This window comes from Citrobacter sp. TBCS-14, from assembly GCF_005280805.1.
GTDB lineage: Bacteria > Pseudomonadota > Gammaproteobacteria > Enterobacterales > Enterobacteriaceae > Citrobacter > Citrobacter gillenii.
Window position 1 is genome coordinate 1 of record NZ_SZWM01000558.1, and the last position, 205, is coordinate 205.

General features: G+C 52.7%; 1 protein-coding gene. It reads left to right on the forward strand.

The annotated features are described in order from the left end of the window. Positions 1-205, forward strand: a 205-nt coding sequence (locus tag FDX22_RS19870; RefSeq protein ID WP_370317621.1) for a sulfatase-like hydrolase/transferase, incomplete at both ends; no start/stop codon positions are given.

Sequence of the window (205 nt, forward strand, 5' to 3'; positions counted from 1 at the left end):
GAAAGCGCCCGTCGTGATGCGTTAGGCGCGTTTGGCGGTCACTGGGATAACACGCCGTTTTCCAGCACCGTTAATGGCTACATTTTTGCTGATTACATTGCCGCCAGTGGTTCTACGCAAAAATCGCTCGGCTTAACGCTAAATCGGGTCGTCGATAATAAGCCTCAGTTCCAGGATAACTTTGTCACGCTGGCCAACCGCGCTG